A 14,405-nucleotide genomic window follows, 5' to 3' on the forward strand; every position below is an offset into this window, starting at 1 on the left:
AAACTAACCCACCCAGGCGCCTCGGCGCATGACCGCGCTGACGTGCAGGGCTGAGTCCAGCAGGACCAGGTCGGCGGTCAGGCCCTTGGCCAGCTTGCCGGTGGCCTCGCTGAGGCCGAGCAGGGCCGCGGGCCGGGTCGAGGTGGCCGCGACCGCCTCCGGGACGGTGAGCCCGCAGCCCTGCACCAGGTTGCGGAAGGCCACGTCCATGGTCAGCGTGCTGCCCGCCAGCGAGGTGCCGCCGGCCAGGGTCGGCACGCCGTCGCGGACGACGACCTCCAGGCCGCCGATGTCGTAGCTGCCGTCGCCCACGCCCGCCGCGGCGATGGCGTCGGTGACCAGCACGGTGCGGCCGAGGCCCGCGTGCCGGGCGGCCAGCCGCACGATCGTGGGGTTGAGGTGCACCAGGTCGCAGATGAGCTCGACGGTGACCCGCTCGTCGTCGAGCAGGGCGCCGATCGGGCCCGGCTCGCGGTGGTGCAGCGGGCGCATGCCGTTGAACAGGTGGGTGGCCACCGTGGCGCCCGCGTCGACCGCGGGCATGACCTGGGCCTCGGTGGCGTCGGTGTGCCCGACGGCCGCGATGGCGCCGCTGTCGACCAGTTGGCGCACCGCGCGCACCGAGCCCTCCAGCTCGGGCGCCAGGGTGACCATCCGGACCGCGCCGCGGCCCGCGCGCAGCAGGGTGGCGACCGAGTCCTGGTCGGGGGCCTGCAGGATCGCCGGGTCGTGCGCGCCGCAGCGGGCCGCGGACAGGAACGGGCCCTCCAGGTGCACGCCCGCGAGCAGACCGTCCTCGACCAGCTCGTGCAGGGCGCTGATCTGGTTGACCAGCTCCGGGATCGGCCGGGAGACCAGGCTGGCCAGCAGGGTCGTGGTGCCGTGCCGGGCGTGCGTGTCGACCGCGACCCTGGCCCGGGCCGGGTCGGTGCTCATGAACGGCTCGCCGCCGCCGCCGTGGCAGTGGATGTCGACGAAGCCCGGGACGACCCAACAGCCCTTCGCGTCCACCGTGTCGTCGGCGCGCGGGTGCTCACCGGTGCCCAGTGCGGAGATGTAGCCGTCCTCGACTAGCAGCCAGCCCTCGTCCACCACGCCGTCCGCGGTGACGAGCTTGCCCCCTGCGATGAGCCGTCCTGCCATTTGATGGTCCTCCGAGCGTCCGTGCACGCGACAGTGCACAGTGGCAGTCTATTGGTCTATACCGCAATGGTCTAAACCAACTTCGCCCAGTAGGAGTACGCCTACGGCGTGTTCATGATCTTCTGGAGCGCCTCCAGGGCCCGGCTGGCGGTCGATTTGACGGTGCCCTTCGAGATACCGGCGGCCTCGGCGATCTCCGCCTCGGTGAGGTTGCCGTAGTAGCGCAGCACCAGGACCTCGCGCTGGCGAGGCGGCAGCTGGGAGAGCGCGCGCACCACGTGCTGGTGCTCGGCGGTCAGCATCGCCAGGCTCTCCGCGGACCGCGCGTTGACCGCGTGCGGCGGTGTGTACTCGCGCGCGGTCTTGCGCCTGCGCAGCACACTGCGCGAACCGTTGACCACCGCGGTGCGCAGGTAGCCGACGGCGGCCGCCGAATCGCGCAGCCCACCCCAGTTGCGGTGCAGCCCGGTGAACGCCTCCTGCACCACGTCCTCGGCGGTGGCGGGCTCGTCGACCAGCAGCAGCGCCAACCGGATCAACCGCATCCGGTGGGTGCGGTAGAGGTCCTCGAGGGTCAGCGGCGCCTCCGGCTGCGGCGGCGGCGCGCTCTTGAGGTCGATCGCGCGCAGGTGGGTGAGCGTCTTCTCGACGCTGCTCTCCCCGCCCGCGCCGGGCTGCTCCCCGCCGAGGTCTCCCCGCGCCGGAGGGTAATTACCTGGTTGCACGCCATCCCCTGCCACGGGCAAACCCTACCGGTCGGAAGGGGTGAGCACACCGCCCGTCGGGCGGAACGGCCTGCGATCATGTCGCCATGACCTGGTTCACCGTGGACACCCGCTACGCCGACCTCGACCGCATGCAGGAGGTCCGCCCCACTCACCGTGCGTATCTGAACGGCTTCGTCGAGTCCGGTCGAGTCCTCGCGGGCGGCCCCTGGGCCGACGGCGAGGGCGGCTTCTTCGTCGTCAAGGCCGCCGACCGCGCCGAACTCGACAAGATCCTGGCCGAGGACCCCTACCAACTGGAGGGCGTCGTCGCCGAGCGCACGATCCGCGAGTGGACCATCGTCCTGGGCCCCTGGGCCGACTGACCCCGGGCACCCCCGTCCGTCAACCGGCGCCGCCGGTGAGCAGTACGCGGATCTCGTGCGCGCGCGGATCGACCATCGCCGCGTAGAGCTCCACAGCCATCCGCCAGTTCGCGCGCGCCTCACCGGTGCGCCCGGCCCCTGCTGTGCTGGTGTGCGACCAACGGGAGCGCCAGCGCGGCCTCGGCGTACCCGATCGCCTCGTCCAGCTGCCCCATCGCCGCGTTCACCTCGCCGAGCTTGCTCGTGCGCCGCGTGATCCCGGTGGTGTGGGTGGGTACCCAGTCGCCCAGCGGCGTGCGGTTGAGGAAGAGCCCGAGGAAGGTGACCGGGAGCTGTCACGCCAGTGCGCCACGGGCCTGTGCGGCGGCGGCGATGAGGTTGGCGTATTCCAGTTCGCACCAGCGCAACGCGAGTCCAGTGCGTGTCGTCGGTCGTGGAATTGCGCGAGGTCGGCGGGGAGTTGCCGTGGCACCCGCACGGTGTCGACCTCGTGGAAATCAGTACGTCCCGCCGAGTTTGCGGTGGTCCCAGGAGACCACCTTGGTCGGGGTGAACACGAGGCCGACGCGCTTCACCGCCTGGGCCCGCAGGAACTGCGACGCCGACGCGGCCACCTCCGGGCTCTCCGTGTACCGCTCGGTGATGGCCGCGCCGATCGCGGTGATCCGTTCGGTGTCCTCGACGATCTCCACGTCGCACTCCAGGGACACGCCGCGCAGTTCCTCGTAGGACGTGCCCGCCTCGATCAGCGCCGTTGCCTGGGGCAGTCGGCGGAGGTTGGCGACCTTCTGCGACGCGCCGTAGGTCCAGGTGGCGAAGCCGTCGGCCTCGGGGACGTACCAGAGCGGGGCCAGGTGCGGCCTGCCATCGGGGCCGATGCTGGCGACGGCGGCGACGCGTTCGACGGCCAGGAAGTCCCGGACCTCCGCGGGCGTCATCTTGATCTGGTCCCGACGCGACACGCGTGCTCCCCTCGGTTGGCTGCGCCGAGTTATAGCGCAGCGCCCTCCTTGCGCACGGCCGCCGCGCCGCCCGCGCCCACCGGGCGGGAGGACGCCTCGGCGCCGCGTTCGGCGATGTCGGCCAGGGCCGCGCGGTCCGCCTTGGCGATCATGTTCCCGCGCAGCCGCCCGCCGATCTCGATCACCGGCGGGATGAACGCGCGGACCAGCTTGAGCAGCCCGACCCAGCCGGGCACGTGCACGGTGCGGTCGCGGCGCAGCACGCCCTTCTCCAGCGCGTCGAGCGCCAGCGGCACCGGGTGGGTCTTGCCGATCGGGCCGGGCATGGCCGCGCGCAGCGGGCCGAACACCGGGTGCTCGTCGGCCCCGTTGACCAGGTCGGTGGCGATCCAGGACGGGTGCGCGACGCCGACCCGGACGCCCAGGTGGCGGACCTCGGCGCGCAGGCTGTTGGTGAACGCCTCGACGCCCGCCTTCGCCGCGGCGTAGGCGGCCATCGCGGGGGCGTGCGTGATCGCGGCCAGCGAGGAGACCACCAGGACGTAGCCGCGCCGCTCGATGACGTGCGGCAGCGTGACCCGGACGGTGCGCCACACGCCGAGCAGGTCGACCTCGATGGTGCGCTCGAACGCGGCCGGGTCGATCGACCGGATGAACCCGGCGGCGGCGATACCGGCGTTGGCGATCACGATGTCGATCCCGCCGAACCGCTCCACCACCGCCGCGGTGGCCGACTCCAGGGCGTCCCAGTCGGTCACGTCGGCCTCGAACACCGCCGCGTCCGGCCCGCACTCGGCGGCCACCGCCGCCATCTCCGCGGGCTCCAACCCGACCAGCGCGACCTTGGCCCCGCGCGCGGCGAACCGCTTCGCCAGCCCCGCGCCGAAGCCGCGGGCCGCGCCGGTGATCAGGATGACCTTGCCCTTGACGCTCTGCTCGCGGGCCAGCAGGTTCGTCACGCCCATCGGTGCCTCCATCAGCGGGTCGGTCCCTGGACCGTACCCCAACTTACCCCGAGTAAGCTACCGCGAGTAACAGTTACCTCGGGTCCGATTCGGCACTCGGTCGGCGCCGGGACGACAGGCGGGCTCGTCCCGGCGACCCGCCCTCAGCTCTCCGACGCCGCGGTCAGCGCGGCGACCTCTTCGGCACCCAGCTCCAACTCGGCCGAGGTCAGCAGGTCGGCCAACTGCTCCACGGTCCGCGCGCTCGCGATCGGCGCCACCACGTTGGGCTGCGCGCGCAGCCACGCCAGCGCGACCGATGCCACGGGCACCCCGTGCGCGGCCGCCACGGTGTCCAAAGTGGACAGCACCCGCCGTCCGCGGTCGTCCAGGTACGCCGAGGCCGCACCGGCGCGCGGGCTGTCCACCGCGGCCCCGCCGTCGCGGTACTTGCCGGTCAGGAAGCCCTTCGCCAGCGACCAGTACGGCAGCACGCCGAGCCCTTCGCGCGCGGCCAACCCGGCGTATTCGGTCTCGTAGCCGGACCGCTCCACCAGGCTGTAGTGCGGCTGCAGTGCCGCGTACCGGGCCAGTCCCTCGCGGTCGGCGAAGGCCAGGGACGCCGAGATCCGCTCGGCGGAGAGGTTCGACGCGGCCACGTACCGCACCTTGCCCTCCCGGACCAGGGCGTCCAGTGCCGCCACGGTCTCCTCGACCGGGGTGTCCAGGTCGTCGAAGTGGGCGTAGTACAGGTCGATGCGGTCGGTGCCGAGCCGCTTGAGGGAGTTCTCCGCGGCGGACTTGACGGTGGCCGCGTCCAGCGCCGCGAAGCCGGGGAGGGTGCCCACCTTGGTGGCCACCACGAAGTCGTCGCGCTTACCGCGGGCCGACAGCCAGTCGCCGATGATCGACTCGGACTCGCCGCCCTGGTTGCCCGGGGCCCAGTGCGAGTAGGAGTCGGCGGTGTCCAGGAAGTTGCCGCCCGCGGCGGCGTAGGCGTCCAGGACGGCGAACGAGGCGTCCCGGTCCGCGGTCCAGCCGAACACGTTGCCGCCCAGGTTGAGCGGGTACACCTCGAGGTCGGTGCTGCCGATGGTCGTCATGGCACGAAACCTACCGCGATACCGTTCGCACTATTACGAACAACACGGAGGAAACGATGACAGTGGAACTCGGTCGGGTCGGGATCTGGAGCATGAGCCACCTCTGGCCCGACCGCGCCGAACTCGCCGCCGAGCTGGAGGAGCTGGGCTACGGCGCGCTCTGGCTGGGCGGCTCGCCCGGCGGCGACCTCGGGATCGTCGACACCCTGCTCGACGCCACCAGCACGCTCGTGGTCGGCACCAGCATCGTCAACATCTGGTCGGACGACCCGGCCCCGATCGCCACCGCCTTCGACCGGATCACCACCCGGGCGCCCGGGCGGTTCGTCCTCGGGCTCGGCTCCGGCCACAAGGAGATGGTCGAGCCGCTGACCGGCAAGACCTACGTGCGTCCCTACAGCAAGCTCGGCGAGTACCTCGACCAGCTCGCGGTGCCCGCCGAGTCCGTCGCGCTCGCCGCGCTGGGCCCCAAGACCGTCCGACTGGCGGGCGAGCGCACCCGCGGCGCGCTGCCCTACCTGGTGACACCTGAGCACACCGCACAGGCGCGCGAGATCCTCGGTGCCGGTCCCCTGCTCGCCCCCGAGCAGCACGTGGTGCTGGAGACCGACCCGACGCGGGCCCGCGAACTGGCCCGCGACGCCCTGAGCCTCTACCTGGGCCTGCCCAACTACGTGAACACCTGGCGCAGGCTCGGGTTCAGCGAGGACGACGTCAAGGGCAGCGACCGGCTGGTCGACGCGCTGGTCGTCTGGGGCGACGAGGAGGCCGTCCGGGCCAGGGTGGCCGAGCACCTCGCCGCGGGCGCCGACCACGTCGCGCTGCAGGTGGTCACCGCCGACGGCACCCTGGACCCGGCGGCCTACCGCCGCCTGGCAGAACTCAACGACTAGGGCTCAAACGGACAGGGATCAGGCGTTGATGTCGACGCCCTTCCAGAACGCCACGTGGCCCTTGATGTTCGCCGCCTCGGCCTTGGGGTCGGCGTAGTACCAGACGGCGTCGACGTTCTCCTCGCCGTTGACGTGCAGGGTGTAGTAGTTGGCGGTGCCCTTCCAGGGGCACACCGAGGTGGTCTCGGAGGGGCGCAGGAGGTGCTGGTGCACCGACTCGATGGGGAAGTAGTGGTTTCCTTCGACGATCACGGTGTCGTCGCTCTCGGCGATGGTCTCGCCGTTCCAGCTCGCGGTGGCCATGGATCCAGTCTGCCCAACACCGCGGCGGCCCGCTGCTCGTAGGATGCGCCAGAACGGCGCAGGCCACCCCGAGGAGGAGCACCGATGCCCATCGCCACACCCGAGGTCTACGCGGAGATGCTGGACCGGGCCAAGGCGAACGAGTTCGCTTACCCCGCCATCAACGTGACCTCGTCGGAGACACTGAACGCCGCGCTGCGCGGCTTCGCCGAGGCCGAGAGCGACGGGATCATCCAGGTCTCGACGGGCGGCGCGGAGTTCGCCTCCGGCACCAAGGTCAAGGACATGGTCACCGGCGCGGTCGGGCTGGCCGAGTTCGCGCACGTCGTCGCCCAGAAGTACCCGGTCAACGTCGCGCTGCACACCGACCACTGCCCCAAGGACAAGCTCGACGGGTTCGTCCGGCCGCTGATCGCGATCAGCCAGCAGCGGGTCGACAACGGGCAGCACCCGCTGTTCCAGTCGCACATGTGGGACGGCTCGGCGGTGCCGCTGGCGGAGAACCTGCAGATCGCCACCGAGCTGCTGGCCAAGGCGGCGGCGGCGCGGATCGTGCTGGAGATCGAGGTCGGCGTGGTCGGCGGCGAGGAGGACGGCGTCGCCAACGAGATCAACGACAAGCTCTACACCTCCGCCGAGGACTACCTCAAGACCGTCGACGCGCTCGGTGTCGGCGAGAAGGGGCGCTACCTGCTGGCCGCGACCTTCGGCAACGTGCACGGGGTCTACAAGCCGGGCAACGTCAAGCTGCGCCCGGAGATCCTCAAGCAGGGCCAGGAGGTCGTGGCCGAGAAGCTCGGCCTCGGTGCCGACGCCAAGCCGTTCGACCTGGTCTTCCACGGCGGCTCCGGCTCGCTGCTGGAGGAGATCCAGGAGGCGGTGTCCTACGGCGTGATCAAGATGAACATCGACACCGACACCCAGTACGCGTTCACCCGGCCGATCGCGACGCACATGTTCACCAACTACGACGGTGTGCTCAAGGTCGACGGCGAGGTGGGCAACAAGAAGGCCTACGACCCGCGCAGCTACCTCAAGGCGGCTGAACAGGCCATGGCCGCGCGCATCACCCAGGCGTGCGAACACCTCAAGTCCGCCGGGCGCATGATCGCCGGCTGACGCTCTTGCACGCAGAAGGCCCTCCCCGCGCGCGGGGAGGGCCTTCTTGTCGTCCTGGGCCTGTTGTCCCTGGGCCTTGTCGCCTAGGGCGTGCCCTTCGGATCCTCCTGGTGTGGGAGCGGCTGTGCGAGTGGACCGCGCGCAGGTCGTGGCGCGGGTGATCGTCAGAGACGACTTGCTCGGGGCGTTGGAGGGCAGCGTCGCGTTCGTGGTCGGTGTCGGCTCCATGAGTGTGCGGGTGCACCAGCGCGTGGTCGGTGTCCGGAGAACGGGGCTGCGCGGACTGGGTCGAAGCCCTCGCGTCGACGGTTAGGACCTTGGAGGCTCCTGTGGAGGACTGACCCGCACCGCGTCAAGGCAGTGGCGGACCAAGGCCACCGTTCCCGAACGCGTCGACCGGATCGACTGACGCAAGGGCACGGGCTCGGCCGGTGGCAGGCCACCGGCCGAGCCCGATCTCTACGAACTCCGCAATGCGGCCGAGCGCTGCTTCATCCGTCTCACGCCGTTCCGCGACTTGACCACCAGGTTCCACCAAACGAGCCGCCCACCACCGCGCCGAGATCGTCCACGCCCGCATCGTCCTCCACCCGAGGCGAGGATCCGCAGGACAGGCCCTAGGCGGCTGCCACTACCGGTTTCCGGTTGAGCCAGAGCGCGGTCGGTCTGCCCGCGGCCCACAGCGCGGCCACCAGCACGAAGGTGATCGGCGCCGACCACCAGGCGACCGGCGGGGCGTCCAGGACGATCTCCTGCGCGTAGAGCGCGCCGTGGCCCAGGACCGTGATCGCGGCGGCGCCGGTCACCGCCTCCACCAGGTTGGCCAGGTGCAGCCTGCGGACCAGGTCGACCGCGAGGCCGACGAAGAGCAGGTAGAACGGCACCGTCGAGGGCGGGAAGTCGGCCGCCACCAGCAGCGGCCAGATCACCGCTCGGTAGGCGACGTAGGCGCCCGCCACCGCGGTCGCGGCCCACCGGTGGTTGATCGTCTTACCGGCTGCGGCGAGGATCAGCGCGGCGACCCCGATGCCCCACATCGGGTACACCCAGTCCGGGATCGGCATCGCGAAGTGCTCGATCGCGGTGTAGTCGACCGGGCGGTGGATCTGGTTGGCGGCGAACTCCAGCAGCTCCCGCTCGGCGTAGCAGGTGTCCGGGTTGAGCACCCCGTTCGGCGTGCAGGAGGCCATCTCCAGCGTGCCGTACTCCTGCTGGCCGTTGGGGAAGAGCGTGTTCTCCAGGAAGAACACCCACAGCCCGCCGAGCACCCACGCCCAAGCCCGCCCGCGCGGCCCGGCGGCCACCCAGCCGTCGATCAGCCCGGCGATCATCAGCGCGGTGCCCAGGTAGAGCAGCGCGTGCGACGGGCTCCACGCGGTCAGGTCCAGCCCGTTGACCCGGTGGTTGATCACGTCCAGCGGCGCGGCGACCAGGAACACACCGAGGCCGTACTGCACCAGCCGCTGCGAGCGGCGGGTGGCGGCCATCCCGGTGAAGCTGTGGATCGCCACCAGCACCACCGCGATCCCGGTGCCGACGCTGTTGATCAGGTGCGGCGGCGCCAGGTCGTCACGCAGGAACTTGAAGTGCCACGACTCGTCCCAAGAGGACCCGAGCAGCTTGAACAGCAGGGCGAGTAGCCAGGTCCGGTAGGCGAAGTGCCACACCCAGTCCGGCGTCTCCCGCCCGGCCGCGCCGCGGGTCCAGTGCAGCCGGAAGAACGCCTTGAACTGCCCAACCGGACCCCTGACCTCGGTCTGCACGCCCTGATTCACCGGGCAATCATGACCGTGCGCGGCTGAGAACAGGAAGGGTGGTCGGGCTCTTCGGGGTGAAATCGGGACTTACCCCTACGGGTCGGTAGTCGCGCGGTCACCCGGCGTCCACGCCGAGGCGGTACGGCAGGATGGCGCCATGACCGGAAACCTGCTCGGCCCCGAGCCGACCCTGCTCCCCGACCGCGCCGAGCCGCAGGCCGCGCTGGAGGCAGGCACCGACCCCGTCCAGGTCGCCTCGACCTGGCCCGACTTCAGCGAGGCGTGGGCCGCGCTGGCCGAGCGCGCGCTCGCCGCGGGCGAGCCCGTCGCCGCCTACGCCTACGCCCGCACCGGCTACCACCGCGGCCTCGACCAGCTGCGCCGCTCCGGCTGGAAGGGCTTCGGCCCGGTCCCGTGGTCGCACCGGCCCAACCAGGGCTTCCTGCGCGCGCTGGCAGCCCTGGCCGGTGCTGCCAAGGCCATCGACGACACCGAGGAGTACGAGCGCTGCTCGACCTTCCTGGCCGACTCCGACCCGGCGGCCCCGGCCGCGCTCGGCCTGCTCTGAGCCGCCGCCAGACCCGCACTGCCGCCAGACCAGTACGGCAGCCAGACCCGTGCCGCCGTGCCCGACGCGATGTCGGGCACGGCGGCCGCTTTTTGTCAGCCCGCGGGGCGGTTGAGCACGCCGACCAGCAGCGCGTGCACCGGCCCGTGGTCGGCCGGGTCGGTGAGCTTGGTCAGCCCGCCGCGCAGCCGGTACCACTCGTCGGCGCCCGCGTAGCGGACCTTGGCCGTGAGCACGCCGTCCGGCCCGAGCGTGCTGCGCAGCTCCAGGTCACCGGTGACCACGCCCGCCTCCTCGGTCATCACGCCGGGGCCCGCGTTCAGCGGTGAGGAGTACTCGGACATGGCTCTCCCTGGGGTTCCCGGACGTCAGCAGCGGTCGAGCATGGACTGCAGCGCGGACTTCTCCGCCGAGTTCACGCTGAGCCCGTAGCCGTACTTCACGTGCGTCCACATCTTGGCGTAGGTGCACCAGTACGAGGTCAGCGGCGGCTTCCAGGTGTTGGGGGCCTGGTCGCCCTTGGACTGGTTGACGTTGTCGGTCACCGCGATCAGCTGCGGGCGGCTCAGGTCGTTGGCGAACGCCTGGCGCTGCGCGGTGCTCCAGGACGAGGCGCCCGAGCGCCAGGCGGCCGCCAGCGGCACCACGTGGTCGATGTCCACGTCGGAGGCCGCCGACCAGGTCGCGCCGTCGTACGGGCTGAACCAGCTGCCCGAGGTCGCCGCGCACGAGGAGTTGGTGACCACGCCGCTGCCGTCGCGCTTGAGCACGGTCTCGCGGGTGTCGCAGGCACCGGAGATGGTGATCCAGTGCGGGAACTTGTCGCGGGAGTAGCCGGTCATCGAGCCGTCCGCGCGCACGGTCAGGGCGGCGAGCTCGGAGCGGGCGGTGGCCGCGCTGGGGATGCCCGGCGGGGTCGCGCTCGCGGTGGTGGTCAGCCCGATGGTGGCGGCGATGGACAGGAGTAAGGCGCCGAGCGCCCGTGTCTTCATCGACATGTTTCCTCCGGTGTGCAGCAGGGGCGCCCATCACCGTGGCCGGTTGAGGTGGAGTTGATGACACCTGTGGGTGACACTCTGACGACGGGCGGTAAAAGACCTAGATCACACAGGGCAATCGGGTCGGTGCGCCTGCTCCGGGTCCGGCCAGTAGCCGTAGGCCGGGAGCGAGGGGCTGCGCACGGCCGCTGAGCAGCCACGACCCCGGATCGCCGAGTCCGGGTAGCCGACCCCGGTGGCCAGGCCGGAGATGTCGCGCAGCTGGACCACCGGCTCGTCGAAGTACACCGTCGGCCTGCCCTTTGCCCGCAGGCAGGAGGCCGGGACGAAGGCCCAGACCCCGTACGAGCCGCCCGGGTGCGGCGCGCTCACCAGGGCGACGGCGCCGTCCTTGGTGACGTACCGGTAGGACACCTGGCCCAGGTCGAGGTCGGTCACCCGCTGACCCGGGTCGACCACATCCGCCGATTCATCCCGCCGGGTGTAGTTGAGCGAGGGGGTGCACTCGGCGCCCGCCGCCAAGGACACCCCGGTGCCGAAGGTGATCCGCCGCCACCCGGTCGAGCCGTCCACAGTGACCTCGCGCAGTGAGTGGAACGGCGCGTTGATCGCCCCGACCCAGTCCCGCCAGCGGTCGCCGTCGGTGCCGCACCGCTCCGGCACGCCGTCGAGCCCACCCGCCTGGCTCGCCCTGGTCAGGTTGCCGCGCAGCACCCAGCCGACCGGGGTCGCCATCGCGTGCCCGGCGCTGACCCGGATCCGCACCCAGCCGCCGCAGTACGCGGTGACCTCGGCCCGGTCGCCCCTGACCGCGTTCGCCAGCACCAACCTGCCGGGGTACTCCCGCACCGTCGCCCGGTCCGACGAGACGGTGTCCGCCGTTGCCGCCTCCACCGGCGACGCCGCTACCAGCCCCGCGGTCACCGCTACCGCTGCTCCCACTGCCCACGCGCGCACGAGCCACCTCCGTTGTCGGTTCACGGAGTCCAGTAGCCCGCGGCCCCGCGCACCGGCGGCAGGGCCGCTGCGCGGGTGATCAACGACAGTGCACAGCCAGTCACGCCGCTGTCACGCGGCCCATCACACTCGACTGCCACCAGGTGACACGCCGGCCCACACATCGTCACACCAGGTGTCACGCCAGGGGCACGCCGGGGCGTCACACGAGCCCGCGCGCCACCCGCAGGTCCTCGGTGTGCCGGTACCAGGTCCACTTCGCCACGTCGGTGACCACGCCGTCGTGCTCGAGCCGGGTCCGCACGCAGCCGATCTGGAAGGCCCGACCGGTGAACGGTGTGACCCGCTTGCCCAGCAGCCCGCCGCGCACCACCCGGGCGACCAGGCCGGGGCCGCCGTCGGGGTCCGGGGTCACCTCGATCCGCTTCGCCCGGCCGCGCAGGGCCGTCGCGTCGTCGCAGTAGGCCACCCCCTGCGGCTGGTCGATCACGCCGAGCCCCAGCAGCACCCCGCCCGCGTCGTCGCGGATCAGCGGGTACTGGTCGATCTCGCCGTCCAGGGCGACCCGCGCCAGCCGCTCCGGGTCGCGTGGCAGACCCCACAGCGCGGGGATCGCCGAGCCGCGCGGGTCTAGCGGCAGGTACCCGATCGGGGTGACCGCGAGCCGGTCGGTGCGCAGCACCCGCAGCACCACCGCGGCCAGGTCGGCGTCGGTGCCGTGCACCACGACCCGGCGGCCGTCGGTGGCCTTGAGCAGCGGGTCCAGCTCCGATCGCCCGGGCGTCGCGGCCACCTCCCACCAGTCCACGTCGTCACGCTCGGTGAGCGTTGCCGGGCGGCCGGTGGCGGCCGCGTTTCCGCAGGCCAGCACGAGTGCGCTCACTGCAGTCTCCTGGTCTAGTCTCAGTCACCGGCATTCGCCCGAGGCAGCACGGGTACGGGTGTCCAAGGGTTTCTCCACACTGCCAACACCTGGAGTTTCACATGCCGGCAATCGTGCTGATCGGCGCCCAGTGGGGCGACGAGGGCAAGGGCAAGGCGACCGACCTGCTCGGCGAGCGGGTCCAGTGGGTCGTTCGGTACCAGGGCGGGAACAACGCGGGTCACACCGTGGTGCTCCCCGACGGTCAGGACTTCGCGCTGCACCTCATCCCGTCCGGCATCCTGACCCCCGGGGTGACCAACGTGATCGGCAACGGGGTCGTGGTCGACCCGACCGTGCTGCTGCGCGAGCTCGCGGGCCTGGAGGGCCGCGGCGTGGACACCTCCCGCCTGCTCATCTCCGCCGACGCGCACCTGATCATGCCCTACCACGTGGCGATCGATAAGGTCACCGAGCGCTACCTGGGCAAGGCCAAGATCGGCACCACCGGCCGCGGCATCGGCCCGGCCTACCAGGACAAGGTCGCCCGGGTCGGCGTCCGGGTCCAGGACCTGCTCGACGAGAAGATCCTGCGGCAGAAGGTCGAGGCCGCGCTCGACGTCAAGAACCAGATGCTGGTCAAGATCTACAACCGCAAGGCGCTCGACCCCGAGCAGATCGTCGAGGAGGTGCTCGCCTCCGCGGAGCGGTTCGGCCACCGCATCGCCGACACCCGGCTGCTGCTCAACCAGGCGCTCGAGCGCGGCGAGACGGTGCTGCTGGAGGGCTCGCAGGGCACCCTGCTCGACGTCGACCACGGCACCTACCCGTTCGTCACCTCGTCCAACCCGACCTCCGGCGGCGCCAGCGCGGGCTCGGGCATCGGGCCCACCCGGATCACCACGGTGATCGGCATCCTCAAGGCCTACACCACCCGGGTCGGCTCCGGCCCGTTCCCCACCGAGCTCGACGACGAGATGGGCGAGCGGCTGCGCAAGGTCGGCGGCGAGATCGGCGTGACCACCAAGCGGCTGCGCCGCACCGGCTGGTTCGACGCGGTGATCGCCCGCTACGCCAGCCGGGTCAACGGCATCACCGACTACTTCCTCACCAAGCTCGACGTGCTCTCCGGGCTGGACACGGTGCCGATCTGCGTGGCCTACGAGGTCGACGGGCAGCGGGTGGACGACATGCCGATGACCCAGACCGACGTGCACCACGCGGTCCCGGTCTACGAGGAGATGCCCGGCTGGTGGGAGGACATCAGCAAGTGCCGCTCGTTCGACGAGCTGCCCGCCAACGCGCGCGCCTACGTCGAGCGGGTCGAGGAGCTGGCGGGTGCCCGGGTGTCGGCCGTGGGCGTCGGGCCCGGCCGCGACCAGACGATCGTGCGCCACCAGATGGCCTGATCACCGCGCAGGTTTGAGCGACCGAGTAGGAGTACCCCCGGGACCGTTGTCCCGGGGGTATTTTCTTGCACCGCTGAAAAGAAGTCCGGGGCCTTGGCGCGCATTGTCTAGCCATTCCGGGTGGAATCGGTGCACCCGTGGTGCGCCTTTCCAGGATTCGGGACGGGCTGTCCGACCGTTGACTTCCGGCGCGCCCGCTCCAAGACTCACCCTTATGAGTGGCGGCGAATCCCTGGTGTCCCGCCTGCACGTCGATCTGCGGCGGCAGGCCAGCGCGATCTGTCCGGCCTGACGCGC

Annotated in this window: 17 protein-coding genes; 6 read left to right on the top strand and 11 right to left on the bottom strand. The window is 71.4% G+C overall.

Going from position 1 to position 14,405, the window contains the following annotated elements:
* Positions 1 to 3: 3 nt before the first annotated feature.
* Together nagA and QSK30_RS05875 are read right to left on the bottom strand one after the other, a co-directional pair.
* The gene (gene nagA / locus QSK30_RS05870; RefSeq protein ID WP_285500176.1) at positions 4 to 1,143 is read right to left on the bottom strand and encodes an N-acetylglucosamine-6-phosphate deacetylase; all 1,140 of its coding nucleotides are present in this window, start codon (positions 1,141 to 1,143) and stop codon (positions 4 to 6) included.
* A 101-nt stretch (positions 1,144 to 1,244) separates the two neighbouring features.
* Positions 1,245 to 1,772: an RNA polymerase sigma factor gene (locus tag QSK30_RS05875; protein WP_285500418.1), complete on the bottom strand. Its 528-nt coding sequence runs from the start codon at positions 1,770 to 1,772 to the stop codon at positions 1,245 to 1,247.
* Between the two features lie 182 nt (positions 1,773 to 1,954).
* On the opposite strand from QSK30_RS05875, the gene QSK30_RS05880 reads away from it, so the two are divergent.
* Positions 1,955 to 2,233: a YciI family protein gene (locus tag QSK30_RS05880; protein ID WP_285500178.1), complete on the top strand. Its 279-nt coding sequence runs from the start codon at positions 1,955 to 1,957 to the stop codon at positions 2,231 to 2,233.
* 497 nt (positions 2,234 to 2,730) lie between these two features.
* On the opposite strand, the gene QSK30_RS05885 is transcribed toward QSK30_RS05880, so the two are convergent.
* The 3 genes from QSK30_RS05885 to QSK30_RS05895 form a co-directional block, all read right to left on the bottom strand.
* On the bottom strand, positions 2,731 to 3,195 hold the full coding sequence (locus QSK30_RS05885; protein ID WP_285500179.1) for a pyridoxamine 5'-phosphate oxidase family protein: 465 nt from the start codon (positions 3,193 to 3,195) through the stop codon (positions 2,731 to 2,733).
* 29 nt (positions 3,196 to 3,224) lie between these two features.
* A complete protein-coding gene (locus QSK30_RS05890; protein ID WP_285500181.1) occupies positions 3,225 to 4,160 on the bottom strand; it encodes a short-chain dehydrogenase/reductase in 936 nt (311 codons plus the stop codon).
* A 143-nt stretch (positions 4,161 to 4,303) separates the two neighbouring features.
* Positions 4,304 to 5,242 (bottom strand): aldo/keto reductase, encoded by a 939-nt coding sequence (locus tag QSK30_RS05895; RefSeq protein ID WP_285500183.1) that lies wholly within the window; start codon positions 5,240 to 5,242, stop codon positions 4,304 to 4,306.
* A 56-nt stretch (positions 5,243 to 5,298) separates the two neighbouring features.
* On the opposite strand from QSK30_RS05895, the gene QSK30_RS05900 reads away from it, so the two are divergent.
* Positions 5,299 to 6,135: an LLM class F420-dependent oxidoreductase gene (locus QSK30_RS05900; protein WP_285500185.1), complete on the top strand. Its 837-nt coding sequence runs from the start codon at positions 5,299 to 5,301 to the stop codon at positions 6,133 to 6,135.
* Positions 6,136 to 6,153: 18 nt separating this feature from the next.
* Here QSK30_RS05900 and QSK30_RS05905 read toward each other — a convergent pair whose 3' ends face one another.
* A complete protein-coding gene (locus tag QSK30_RS05905; RefSeq protein WP_285500186.1) occupies positions 6,154 to 6,438 on the bottom strand; it encodes a DUF427 domain-containing protein in 285 nt (94 codons plus the stop codon).
* An 84-nt stretch (positions 6,439 to 6,522) separates the two neighbouring features.
* On the opposite strand from QSK30_RS05905, the gene fbaA reads away from it, so the two are divergent.
* On the top strand, positions 6,523 to 7,557 hold the full coding sequence (fbaA, locus tag QSK30_RS05910; protein WP_285500187.1) for a class II fructose-bisphosphate aldolase: 1,035 nt from the start codon (positions 6,523 to 6,525) through the stop codon (positions 7,555 to 7,557).
* A gap of 617 nt (positions 7,558 to 8,174) precedes the next feature.
* On the opposite strand, the gene QSK30_RS05915 is transcribed toward fbaA, so the two are convergent.
* Entirely contained in the window at positions 8,175 to 9,332 is a 1,158-nt protein-coding gene (locus QSK30_RS05915; RefSeq protein WP_285500188.1) for a hypothetical protein, read from the bottom strand.
* Positions 9,333 to 9,471: 139 nt separating this feature from the next.
* Between QSK30_RS05915 and QSK30_RS05920 the strand changes: the two genes are divergently transcribed.
* Positions 9,472 to 9,882, top strand: a complete 411-nt coding sequence (locus QSK30_RS05920) for a DUF3151 domain-containing protein (protein ID WP_285500189.1) — start codon at positions 9,472 to 9,474, stop codon at positions 9,880 to 9,882.
* Between the two features lie 95 nt (positions 9,883 to 9,977).
* On the opposite strand, the gene QSK30_RS05925 is transcribed toward QSK30_RS05920, so the two are convergent.
* The 4 genes from QSK30_RS05925 to QSK30_RS05940 all read right to left on the bottom strand — a co-directional run bounded on the left by QSK30_RS05925 (position 9,978) and on the right by QSK30_RS05940 (position 12,720).
* On the bottom strand, positions 9,978 to 10,226 hold the full coding sequence (locus QSK30_RS05925) for a hypothetical protein (protein ID WP_285500191.1): 249 nt from the start codon (positions 10,224 to 10,226) through the stop codon (positions 9,978 to 9,980).
* A gap of 24 nt (positions 10,227 to 10,250) precedes the next feature.
* A complete protein-coding gene (locus tag QSK30_RS05930; RefSeq protein ID WP_285500192.1) occupies positions 10,251 to 10,880 on the bottom strand; it encodes an HNH endonuclease family protein in 630 nt (209 codons plus the stop codon).
* Positions 10,881 to 10,985: 105 nt separating this feature from the next.
* Positions 10,986 to 11,804: an SH3 domain-containing protein gene (locus QSK30_RS05935; protein WP_285500193.1), complete on the bottom strand. Its 819-nt coding sequence runs from the start codon at positions 11,802 to 11,804 to the stop codon at positions 10,986 to 10,988.
* Between the two features lie 235 nt (positions 11,805 to 12,039).
* A complete protein-coding gene (locus QSK30_RS05940) occupies positions 12,040 to 12,720 on the bottom strand; it encodes a hypothetical protein (protein WP_285500195.1) in 681 nt (226 codons plus the stop codon).
* A 101-nt stretch (positions 12,721 to 12,821) separates the two neighbouring features.
* Here QSK30_RS05940 and QSK30_RS05945 point away from each other — a divergent pair, with 101 nt between their 5' ends.
* Complete coding sequence (locus tag QSK30_RS05945; RefSeq protein ID WP_285500196.1) at positions 12,822 to 14,108, top strand: adenylosuccinate synthase; 1,287 nt, start codon at positions 12,822 to 12,824, stop codon at positions 14,106 to 14,108.
* 214 nt (positions 14,109 to 14,322) lie between these two features.
* A complete protein-coding gene (locus QSK30_RS36765) occupies positions 14,323 to 14,400 on the top strand; it encodes a putative leader peptide (protein ID WP_352231547.1) in 78 nt (25 codons plus the stop codon).
* Positions 14,401 to 14,405: the final 5 nt, after the last annotated feature.

This window comes from Actinokineospora sp. NBRC 105648 (assembly GCF_030269645.1).
Lineage (GTDB): Bacteria > Actinomycetota > Actinomycetes > Mycobacteriales > Pseudonocardiaceae > Actinokineospora.

Excerpts from the sequence above, each read along its gene's own strand:
- nagA (WP_285500176.1), bottom strand. The coding sequence starts at position 1,143 with ATGGCAGGACGGCTCATCGCAGGGGGCAAGCTCGTCACCGCGGACGGC.
- QSK30_RS05880 (WP_285500178.1), top strand. The coding sequence starts at position 1,955 with ATGACCTGGTTCACCGTGGACACCCGCTACGCCGACCTCGACCGCATG.
- QSK30_RS05890 (WP_285500181.1), bottom strand. The coding sequence starts at position 4,160 with ATGGGCGTGACGAACCTGCTGGCCCGCGAGCAGAGCGTCAAGGGCAAG.
- QSK30_RS05895 (WP_285500183.1), bottom strand. The coding sequence starts at position 5,242 with ATGACGACCATCGGCAGCACCGACCTCGAGGTGTACCCGCTCAACCTG.
- QSK30_RS05900 (WP_285500185.1), top strand. The coding sequence starts at position 5,299 with ATGACAGTGGAACTCGGTCGGGTCGGGATCTGGAGCATGAGCCACCTC.
- QSK30_RS05905 (WP_285500186.1), bottom strand. The coding sequence starts at position 6,438 with ATGGCCACCGCGAGCTGGAACGGCGAGACCATCGCCGAGAGCGACGAC.
- fbaA (WP_285500187.1), top strand. The coding sequence starts at position 6,523 with ATGCCCATCGCCACACCCGAGGTCTACGCGGAGATGCTGGACCGGGCC.
- QSK30_RS05920 (WP_285500189.1), top strand. The coding sequence starts at position 9,472 with ATGACCGGAAACCTGCTCGGCCCCGAGCCGACCCTGCTCCCCGACCGC.
- QSK30_RS05925 (WP_285500191.1), bottom strand. The coding sequence starts at position 10,226 with ATGTCCGAGTACTCCTCACCGCTGAACGCGGGCCCCGGCGTGATGACC.
- QSK30_RS05930 (WP_285500192.1), bottom strand. The coding sequence starts at position 10,880 with ATGTCGATGAAGACACGGGCGCTCGGCGCCTTACTCCTGTCCATCGCC.
- QSK30_RS05945 (WP_285500196.1), top strand. The coding sequence starts at position 12,822 with ATGCCGGCAATCGTGCTGATCGGCGCCCAGTGGGGCGACGAGGGCAAG.
- QSK30_RS36765 (WP_352231547.1), top strand. The coding sequence starts at position 14,323 with ATGAGTGGCGGCGAATCCCTGGTGTCCCGCCTGCACGTCGATCTGCGG.